The sequence below is a fragment of the Ruminococcus sp. N15.MGS-57 genome (genome assembly GCF_000980385.1).
GTDB classification, from domain to species: domain Bacteria; phylum Bacillota; class Clostridia; order Oscillospirales; family Ruminococcaceae; genus Hominimerdicola; species Hominimerdicola aceti.
This window is the reverse complement of sequence record NZ_LARF01000055.1, coordinates 1-10,536: the sequence shown is the minus strand read 5'-3', so window position 1 is coordinate 10,536 and position 10,536 is coordinate 1. Positions and strand designations below refer to the sequence as shown.

The 10,536-nt window shown below is 46.9% G+C and carries 4 protein-coding genes and 1 pseudogene; 2 read left to right on the top strand and 3 right to left on the bottom strand.

Annotated elements, in window-relative coordinates; all coding sequences use genetic code 11:
• Window positions 1-1,519 (top strand): ABC transporter ATP-binding protein (locus WS40_RS09635; protein WP_046441897.1); only part of this gene is annotated, 1,519 nt, incomplete at its 5' end.
• Window positions 1,520-1,580: 61 nt separating this feature from the next.
• Here WS40_RS09635 and WS40_RS11635 read toward each other — a convergent pair.
• From WS40_RS11635 to WS40_RS09630, 3 genes and pseudogenes are all read right to left on the bottom strand, one after another.
• On the bottom strand, window positions 1,581-2,099 hold the full coding sequence (locus WS40_RS11635; RefSeq protein ID WP_325208517.1) for a DUF3320 domain-containing protein: 519 nt from the start codon (window positions 2,097-2,099) through the stop codon (window positions 1,581-1,583).
• A gap of 153 nt (window positions 2,100-2,252) precedes the next feature.
• Window positions 2,253-3,200, bottom strand: a pseudogene (locus WS40_RS11630) (AAA domain-containing protein); the annotation flags it as partial.
• Between the two features lie 18 nt (window positions 3,201-3,218).
• On the bottom strand, window positions 3,219-7,349 hold the full coding sequence (locus tag WS40_RS09630) for a DUF4011 domain-containing protein (RefSeq protein WP_325208516.1): 4,131 nt from the start codon (window positions 7,347-7,349) through the stop codon (window positions 3,219-3,221).
• Window positions 7,350-7,584: 235 nt separating this feature from the next.
• On the opposite strand from WS40_RS09630, the gene WS40_RS09625 reads away from it, so the two are divergent.
• Window positions 7,585-10,335 carry a glycoside hydrolase family 3 protein gene (locus WS40_RS09625; RefSeq protein WP_046441895.1) on the top strand — a complete coding sequence of 917 codons (2,751 nt, stop codon included), beginning with the start codon at window positions 7,585-7,587 and terminating at the stop codon, window positions 10,333-10,335.
• Window positions 10,336-10,536 lie beyond the last annotated feature (201 nt).

Genomic DNA, 10,536 nt, shown 5'->3' with positions numbered 1-10,536 from the left:
TGCCCTTACAACGCTGTTTCAGTATAAGTCCACGTTTTACTCTACATATGTTGAAAGCGGTGTAAGACGAAGGACGCTTGCGGAAAAGCTCAGGAAGATACCCCTTTCATACTTTGGCAAGAAAGACCTTGCCGACCTTACAAACACTATCATGACGGACTGTGCAATGATAGAAACAGGCTCTTCGCATTGGATACCTGAGCTTGTGGGCGGTATCGCCTCTACTACTATCATTGTTATAAGCTTGTTTTTCTTTGACTGGAGAATGGCTCTTGCTTCAGTTTGGGTAATGCCGGTAGCATTTATGATAGTTATTTCTTCAAAGAAGGTTATGTCAAGGATACACGAAAAGACGATGAAATATCGTATAGATTGCATTGACGGCATTCAGGAGGGGCTTGAAACTCTCCGTGACCTGCGTTCATACAACATGACAGAGAAATACTCTGAGGGGCTTGAAAAGAAGATAAAGGCTGTGGAAAAGCACGCTATCGTGGCGGAGTTTGCAAATGCGGTGTTCGTATGCTCAGCGCAGATGATACTAAAGCTCGGTATTGGAACTGTGGCTGTTGTGGGAAGTTCGCTTCTTGTAAAGGATGAGATAACGGTGCTGACGTTCTTTATGTTCCTGCTGGTGGTAACAAGAATGTATGAGCCGCTTCAGATAGCGCTTCAGAATTTGGCTGCTATAATAAGCCTTGACGCAAACTGCAATCGTATGGACGAGATACTTTCGCACGAGGAGCAGTCGGGCAGTGATAAGCTTGACAACAAGGGTTATGATATCACATTCGACCATGTTGCTTTCTCATACAAGAGTGAAGAGCAGGTGCTTTCCGATGTAAGTTTCACTGCAAAGCAAGGGGAGATAACAGCGCTTATCGGTCCGTCTGGCGTAGGAAAGACCACTGTTGCAAGGCTTGCGGCAAGATTTTGGGATAATGACAAGGGTAAGATAACTGTTGGCGGAATGAATGTTGCAGACGTTGACCCTGAGAAGCTTTTGTCACTTTACTCTATCGTTTTCCAAGATGTAACGCTGTTTAACAACACTGTTATGGAGAATATCAGGATAGGCAGAAAGGACGCAACGGACGAGGAGGTTATGGCGGCGGCAAGGCTTGCACACTGCGAGGATTTTGTTGAGAAGATGCCTGACAAGTGGAACAGCATGATAGGAGAGAACGGCTCGGAGCTTTCGGGCGGTGAAAGACAGCGTATATCCATAGCGAGGGCATTTCTAAAGGACGCTCCTATCATTCTTATGGACGAGGCTACGGCTTCTCTGGACGTTGACAACGAGTCGCTTATACAGGAGTCTATCGCAAAGCTTATACAGAACAAGACTGTGCTTATAATAGCACACAGAATGAGAACTGTTGACGGTGTGGACAAGATAGTTGTGCTTAAAGACGGCAAGGTGGCTGAGACAGGCTCGCCTGAGGCGCTTAAAAAGGCTAACGGTATCTACAAGCACATGGTTGAGATGCAGATTTGCTCGGAGAAATGGAAATACTGATATGAATAGAAACCACCGCTGGGAGGAAAGCTCTCGGCGGTGGTTTTGGTTTGTTTGCGTATTATTTTGCGGAGATGTTTCCGCCTTCTGATTTTTTGATAAGACCTGCGGTGAGAGCTTTTTTCAGGGTGTAGCTTATTACGCTCTCCGTTATGCCCACAGCTCTTGTGTAGCCGAATTTCTTGGCTGTTTCTCTTACGAGGTCGGCTTCTGAAAGGCTTATCTGCTGGCAAAGCACTTCTTTCACGGCGTTTATTATCTCCTCGGAGGGGATATCCTCCATGCTTCGCTTGTTGGTATCATCGCTTGTGCGATAGATAGAATAGCTTTCAGGGGATTGCCCCTCTTTCCAAAGGAAAACTCTGTTTTCATCGGCTGTGGCGAATGGTGAAACGCCTTGTGCGGCATCGGCAAAGACGCTTTCCACTCTTGAGCCGCTTCGTGTTATGCCCCATGCGGTGAAAACTTTTCTCATGAAAAGCTTCTCGCTTATTGGTGCTTCGACAGCGATTATCTTTTCGGCTGTTTCCCTTATTTTCTGCTTGTTTTCTGGCTTATAAAAGTCATCAGATGTACCCATTATGCCAATATCTGCGGTCACATAGGGCTGTGCAAAGGCTGATGTGAGGGCGGAAGCTTCTTCTTTTTCAAACTGCGATGTGGAATAGACGGCAGGCTTTGAGGAGGGAGCGGTTTCGGCTTCATGCTTTGGTGCGCTGTCTATGGCGGCTTTTATGTTTCCCAGAACTCGGTCCTTATCGTCAAACCAATCGAGCGTCCACACTCTCAGGATATTCCAGCCAAGACCGTTAAGTACGCTTGGCTGTAGGATAAATCTATCCTGTGCGGTTGAGCTGTGGAGAGTGTTTTCACCATCAAGGAGTATGCCCAAGAGATACTCCTTTTCGTTGTCAGGGTCGATTATGCCGATATCAACTTTGAACTCGGAGCTTCCGATGTTGCATTTCACTCCATAGCCAAGCTCTTTTATGGCTTTTGCGATACACTCTGTTACAGTGCTGTCGCTTGTGCTTTTTGTGGTGCTGTGGGCTGTTACGGCAAGCTTTCCACGCTCGGCAAACTCCAGGAAGCCTTTAAGTCCTGCAACGCCCTCGGAACGTGTTCTTGAAAGGTCTATCTGCTCAGGACGGAGGACAGAGTAGACTATCATGGCTTTTCTTGCACGGGATATTGCTACATTAAGTCTTCGCCAGCCGCCGTCACGGTTGAGAGGGCCGAAGTTCATTGAAACTTGTCCCTTTTCGTCAGGACCATAGCCGACGGAGAAGAGTATAACGTCACGTTCGTCGCCCTGGACGTTTTCAAGGTTTTTGATGAAGACCGGCTCTGGTGACTTTCTGTCAAGCTCTTCAAGCTCAGGGTGGTTTGCCCACTCTTCGCAGAGCATATCGTCAATGAGATTTTGCTGAACGGAGCTGAATGTTACAACACCTATGCTGTCATTGCGGAGCTTTTCATCGCTCATTCGTCTTATTATCTCGTCAACAACGGCTCTTGCTTCCGCCTTGTTCTGCTTTGTTCTGCCCTTGTCATAGTGACCCTCGGGGTGGATAATGCTCACCTTTGAAATGAGGTCGTTATGGGACGGGAATGTGAGAAGCTTATTGTCATAGTATTTCATGTTGCTGTAGGCAATAAGGCTCTCGTGGCGTGAACGATAATGCCATTTGAGATACTGCTACGGCATGGAGATAGCAAGGCAATCGTCAAGGAGGCTTTCAAGGTCTTCTTTTTCGCTGTTTTCTTCGTCTATCCGATTTGAGGAGAAAAAGTTTGTTGGTGGGAGCTGTTTAGGGTCGCCAACAATAACAACGTTCTCGCCCCTTGCGATAGTGCCTGCGGCTTCGGCTGTTGGCAGCTGTGAAGCTTCGTCAAAGATAACAAGGTCGAATTTCGGGAATGACGGGTCTATATACTGTGCAACTGATATGGGGCTCATGAGCATACAAGGGCAGAGCTTGCGGAGAAGATTTGGTATCTTATCGAAAAGGCTTCTAAGCGACATCATTCTGCCGTTGCTCTTTATGGCACGTTTGAGTATGCCCATTTCAGAGGTGGAAGCACAGGCTGAGCCTTGGGCAGGTATTTTTGCGGAAAGACGAGCCAAAAGCTCCTGTATAGTCAGGCGTGAGAATTTATCGAGAGTGTCTTTGAACTGTGTGATAAGGTCGTTTGCACTGTTACTGCTGAACTGGCTAAGACGTTTATCGCTGTTTATTATCATAAGTGCAAGCTGATAGTTTAGCGTGCAGGAGAATGCTTTTTCTACGTTTTCGCTGTCAACATTGCCTGTGCGGTAGCTTTCGCTGACACCTGAAAGTCCGTTGTCTGAAAGCTCTTTGTCAACGCTGTTGAACTGGGCGGCATATCTAAGCTTATCGGCGTTTTCGGCATAGGTATTAAGCTTTTCTGCAGATGAGCCAAGCCAATCTGCACTTGCTTCTATGGCGGTCATGTTGGCTGAGAAGCTGTCCTCAAAGGCTGAAAGCTTTTCAAGGAACGAGGAGAGAGCCTGTCCTTCAGAAGTGCAGTTTGCTTTTCCGATAGTCTGAGCCATTTGTGCAGGGTCAGCACCAGCTTTCTGGTTAATGGCATTCATAATGCTGTCGGTTTTTGAAACGGCTTTTTCAAGGACATTCCAATCGGTCTGCTCGTTCATGTAAATACCTGTGAGAAGCGCTGTTACATCTGACGGCAGGCTTCGCAGGAAGTCTTTCTTTTCGCTTATGGTGCAAAACTTATCGAGAATTTCACCAAGGTTTGCTTTTGTAACGGAAGCAGGGTCTTTGGCGTGGAGCTTTAGGCTTTTTACAAGCTTGCCAAGTTTCATTGCTTTTGGCAGGAACCAGCTTTGAACTGCCTGCTTGTATACCATTCTTGACTCTGAGGCAGGGAAGTCAAAGACGCTTTTTTCAAAGCTTGTGAGTATATCCGAGGAAAGACTGCTGTATTCTTTGCCCATTGACACGGTGCCCTTTATCTTCTGCATTGCAAGGTCATAGTGTGGTGCGCAGAGAAGTCCGTCAAGAAGTTCACCGTCAGCGGTGGAAGCTTTGTATATGTCAGAAAGCATTTTTACTGCTGTCTTGTCAAGGTCACCGCTGTAGCTATAAGCCTGTGCGAGAGTTTGTGCGCACTGAGAGGAAGCGGTGGCTTTTTGGGCAAGGTCGGCGGCTTCAGTGTGGAACTTGTCGCGCTGTTCCATAGAATATGATGTAATGCCGATATCTTTAAGTGGGAAGTCGGCAAAGTTGCCTGTTTCGGCTATGGCTATTGAATATCTATGCACAAGGTCGCTGAAGCGGTCGAGAGTTTCCTTTGCTATGTTTGTGAGAATATCTTTTGAAACTGATATTTTGTCTTTTTCGGATATACTGCGCTCATAGGCTGATATAGCTTCGTAAAGGGTCACACCACAGTTACGCTTTTCGTGAAGTGCGGTTATGGTATCGTTGAGCTGGGCTTTCTGAGCTTTGAGCCTTGCGGCTTCGGTTGAATACTCCTCGGGAGATTTTATTTTGCCCACTTCAAGGGCTTTGTCAAGCTCTGCAAGGACAGTGGTCTTGTTTGTTTTATTGGAGTGGAGTTCAAGGCAGAACGGGTCAAGCCCCAGATTTGCAAGACGTTTCTGCACCACGTTGAGGGCTGCCATTTTTTCGGCAACGAACAGCACAGACTTGTCATTGTAGAGGGCGTTTGCTATCATATTTGTGATAGTCTGAGATTTTCCTGTTCCAGGAGGGCCGTGGAGGACAAAGCTTTGTCCGCTTCCTGCTGCGGCAATGGCGGCAAGCTGTGAGGAGTCTGCACTCATTGGCACTGCCATGTTTTCAAGGTCAAGGTCGGAATCTATATTCTCAGGGGTTATGCTTATATCCTCGGGGGCATAGGTGAGAGAGCCAGCCATAAGGCTGGACACCACCTTGTTTTGGCTTATCTCCTCTGAGCGGTTGCGAAGGTCGTTCCACATTACGAACTGGCTGAACGAGAACAGACCGATAAAGGCATATTCCTCGATGTTCCAACGCTTTTTGCCCATAACCGCCTGACGGATAGTATTGAAAACAAGGGGCAGGTCAATGCCATGTTCGTCAAGTGGGAGAGGGTCAAGACCTGTGATACTGATGCCGTGGTCTTGACGGAGATATTCAAGAAGCGTGACGTTTATCTGAGTTTCTTCCTGTCTGCTCCTTATTATATAGCCCTTATTGCGTGTGTTGCGGACGATATCTATAGGGATAAGCACCAAAGGGGCATAGCGTGGCTTTTCGGAAAGGTCGCTTTCATACCAGCGGAGAAGTCCCAGAGCGAGGAAAAGGGTGTTGCTGCCGTTTTCCTCCATGCTCACCTTTGCGGAGCGGTAGAGGCTTTTAAGGGCAGTGTCAAGGTCGGCTTCATTAAGGAACGTTCTTATGCGGTTGTTTTTGAACTCGTTCTCGGCGATATTTGTCACAAGGTCCTTTTCGTTCTCGATAGCGAATATTTTTGCGTCACGAGTGGAAACTGTCCACTCGGTAGGTATTTCCATGATACGGAAGTCACTTCCGCTTGCAAGCTCGTCCTCAAGCTTTCCAAGGTCGGCGGTCATAAGCTGCATGGTGTTCTTTGTGACACGGAAGTTCAAAAGAGAATTTCGCAGGCTGAAATCAAGAAGCTTTCTTTCCCATATGCGCATTTTTGTGACGGGTTTATCGTTGCCCTCTGCCACTTTGCCAAGAAGCGAGCTGTTAAGCTCGGAGGGGGCGAGCATCTCTTTTGGCTTGTCGGATTCTTCTGCAAGCTGCAGACCTGAATAGGTTTGCTCGGGACGCAGTGGGATAGGTCTTATGCCACTTCCACGGGTGCGGATAATGTCTATGACGCATTGAAATTCCATGTTGCTTATATGGTCTTTGCCGTGTTTCATGGCATGGTCGAAACGCTCGACATCGTGAACGTTGCTGTCAACAAAGTCTGTACACTCCACAAGGAGCATTTCTTCGGCATTTTCTGCAATGCGCTTTTCAATGGCGGAAACATCGTCAACGCAACAATCTGCGAAAGTTTCGTTTTCAAGCCAACAGCCGCAGAATGCGTGACCTGTCATGAAAAACAGCAGAGGGTGAAGTCCCACCGCTTCAAGGCAGGCGGCATAAAGCACCGCAAGGTCAAGACAAGTACCCATTTTCTGCTTCAAGACCTTATGCGGCAGGCGTATCCTCTGACCTATGATTTCATAGCTTGCAGGGGGATCGTTGTAGACTATTTTCTGTTGGACGAGGGCGGCAAAAATTGCTGCCATTTGAAGCTTCACGTTGTTTGGGTTGTTGGTCTGATAGCCTGTGAAAGAGGGGTCGCCTTTCCACTTTTTCAGGAACGTGGAAGCGTCATGAATAACTGGGGAGAGCGCAGGGTGATTTGGCGTAACAAATGCGGCTATCATCTCTGGCATTATGTTCAAACCGCTCCACTGATCGCAGGCGAGAAGCTCTATAGTGTTCTGATAGGTGAAGATATTTTCACCATTTTGAAGCACCTCAATGGTGATATTGCCCACCATTTTTTCTGTAAGAGAGAAAAGAAGATCTGTGTTGGTAGATATCCTCACGGGGGATATCTCGGCAGAACTTTTTGCGGGGATAGAGCCGATATGATATGTAAATTCCTTTGCAAACTCAGGCTCAAAGGTTATTTTAAGTCCGATATTCTCAAGGGCTTCTTCTGAGTTGTTATTTACTACAAGGCTTCTTATGACAGGGACATAGTTTTGCTGCATGGCAAAGTTTATAGATGCGTTTATGTGTCCGCCGACAGTGACGATATTATCCACTTTTACCCCTCCGATAATAATTTTTTTAATAAGGAACACCGAACAAGAAGCGTGCGGTGCAGTCATATGTACTCATTATAGCACAAATAAACACATTGTGCAATATTTTTCCTTAGGACAGGATATGCTATATAAAAAGTAAACCCATTGTTCATAGTATCTTTATTGAATAGGTGGGAGGGTTGTGCTATAATACACTTTGAAATTCAATAGAAAATTTGGAAAGGTGAAAGCTATGGAAAGAATACTTGATTGGAACAAATATCTTGATACTGCGGCGAAAATGGTTTCTGAGGGAATCGTTATGCTCAAAAATGAAAATAATGCTCTGCCACTTGATGCAGACAAAGAGGTGGCTGTTTTCGGACGCATACAGTTTCATTATTATAAAAGTGGAACAGGCTCGGGAGGAATGGTGAACGTTACTAAGGTAGTGAACATTCTGGACGGGCTTATTGATAACGGTGTAAAGGTCAATGAGAAGCTTCTTGACACATACAGAAAATGGGACAGGGAAAACCCATTCGACTTAGGCGAGGGCTGGGGCGGAGAGCCGTGGTCGCAGAAAGAGATGCCACTTGACGAGGGGCTTGTCAAAGAAACTGCAAAAAGCTGTGAAACTGCCATTGTGATAATAGGCAGGACGGCAGGCGAGGAGCAGGACAACAGGCTGGAGGCAGGCTCTTATTTGCTAAGCGATGACGAGATAGAAATGCTCACGGTGGTGAGAAAGCATTTCAAGAAAGTTGTTTTGCTTCTCAATGTGGGAAATATCATCGATATGACCGACATAAACAGAATTGCCCCTGACTCTGTGCTTTATGTTTGGCAGGGGGGAATGACAGGCGGAAAGGGTACGGCGGACGTTTTGACAGGAAAGGTCAGCCCAAGCGGAAAGCTTCCTGACACTATCGCATACAAGGCGTCGGACTACCCTTCGGATGCTAATTTCGGCAGAGAGGAAAACAGGGATATTTACGCTGAGGATATTTATGTGGGATATCGCTATTTTGAGACTTTTGCTAAAGAAAAGGTGCTTTATCCGTTCGGATTTGGTCTTTCATACACTGCGTTTGAGATAAAGACGGAAAAGGCTGAGATAACAGAGGGGGCTGTGAAGCTTTCTGTATCGGTGAAAAATATCGGTTATTATAAGGGTAAAGAGGTAATAGAGGTCTACTGCGAAGCTCCGCAGGGAAGGCTCGGCAAGGCGGCTAGAGTGCTTTGCGGCTTTGAAAAGACCAGGGAGCTTGTACCGCAGGAAGAGCAGGTGGTTGAGATAGCAGTGGATATCGCAAAGCTTGCTTCTTATGACGATTCGGGTGTGACGGGCAACAAGTCATGCTATGTGCTTGAAGCAGGGGAATATAAATTCTATGTGGGCAGTGACGTGAGAAGTGCTGAATATGCTTGCAGTTTTGAGCAGGGTGAGGATCTGGTAACAGAAAGGCTCACTCAGTCGCTTGCTCCTGTGGAGAGTTTTGAGAGGATAAAGCCTGTTTGCGAGGGCGGAGCTTTCAGCATTGGCAGAGAGGCTGTGCCTGTATCTGAGGTAGACGAAAGTGCAAGGCGTTTGGAGAAGCTTCCGAAAGAGATAGCATACACCGGTGACAAGGGTATAAAGCTTTGGGACGTTAAGAACGGCAAGAACACAATGGACGAATTTATTGCACAGCTTTCAGACTATGACCTTTCCTGCATTATAAGGGGCGAGGGTATGGGAAGCCCTAGGGTCACGGCTGGTACGGCTTCGGCGTTCGGTGGAGTGTCGGAAAATCTCAATGGCTTTGGCATACCTGCTGGCTGCTGTTCGGACGGTCCGTCGGGCATGAGACTTGACTGCGGCACAAAGGCTTTCAGCCTGCCGAACGGCACTATGATAGCTTCTTCGTTCAACAAGGAGCTTACAAGTGAGCTTTTCACTTTTATGGGGCTTGAAATGGCGGCTAACAAGGTGGACTGTCTGCTTGGCCCTGGAATGAACATTCACAGACACCCTTTGAACGGCAGAAACTTTGAGTATTTCTCTGAAGATCCTTTTCTTACGGGCAAAATGGCGGCGGCTGAGTTAAAGGGCCTGGCTGGTGCAGGGGTGACAGGTACGATAAAGCACTTCTGTGCGAACAATCGTGAGACAAACAGGCATTTTATCGACTCGGTGGTATCGGAAAGAGCACTCAGGGAGATATATCTAAAGGGTTTTGAGATAGCGGTAAAAGAGGGAGGAGCTTCCTCTGTTATGACCACATATGGCAGAGTAAACGGCTTGTGGACAGCAGGAAACTTTGACCTTAACACAGTGATACTTCGTGAGGAATGGGGCTTCAAGGGCTTCACCATGACGGACTGGTGGGCGAACATAAACGTTCGTGGAAAAGAGCCTGACAAGACGGATTTTGCAGCTATGGCCAGGGCGCAGAACGATGTTTACATGGTTTGTCCTGACGGAGAAAAGAATGACGATAACACGCTTGCTGCCCTTGAAAATGGCGGTATAGAGAGGTGTGAGCTTCAGAGAAATGCGGCGAACATATGCGGATTTCTTCTTCAAACTAATGCTCTTAAGCGTGCGGAGGGTATAGGAGATACTGTCAAGGTGATAAAACGAGAGGACGAGGAGCAGGAGGACGACAAGCCTGTACAGTTTTACAAGGTAGACCGTGACATAACTCTTGACCTTAGTGATGTTGACACAAAGAAAGGCACTTCTTATAGCTTTGCTCTTGACCTGTCAAACTTCGGTATTTACAGGGTGATAGTTACGGCAAGCTCTACGCAGAGTGAGCTTGCACAGATACCTATGACGCTGTTCAGCATGGGAACTGCGGTGGGTACGTTCACGTTCAACGGCACTGGCGGCAAGGCTGTTTCAATGGAAAAGGAAACGCCTATGTTCTCACGCTTCACAACTTTCAGGATATACTTTGCGCAGAATGGGCTTGACCTGCACAGTATCAGGTTTGAGCTGACGGACAAGGAACGTTGATTTAAGGCTGGCGTTATGTTTTGTGCAAGTGAATAAACAGCAAGATCGGTCAGTAGATCCCAAATGGGATTACTGGTCGATCTTTTTGTGGTATTTGTGGGTGATCTGGGCATGAAAAAAGGACTATCAAACGATAGTCCTGAAACTGTCTTGCTGATACCAAATGGATGCATATCTAAAACAATATAAATTATGACCATT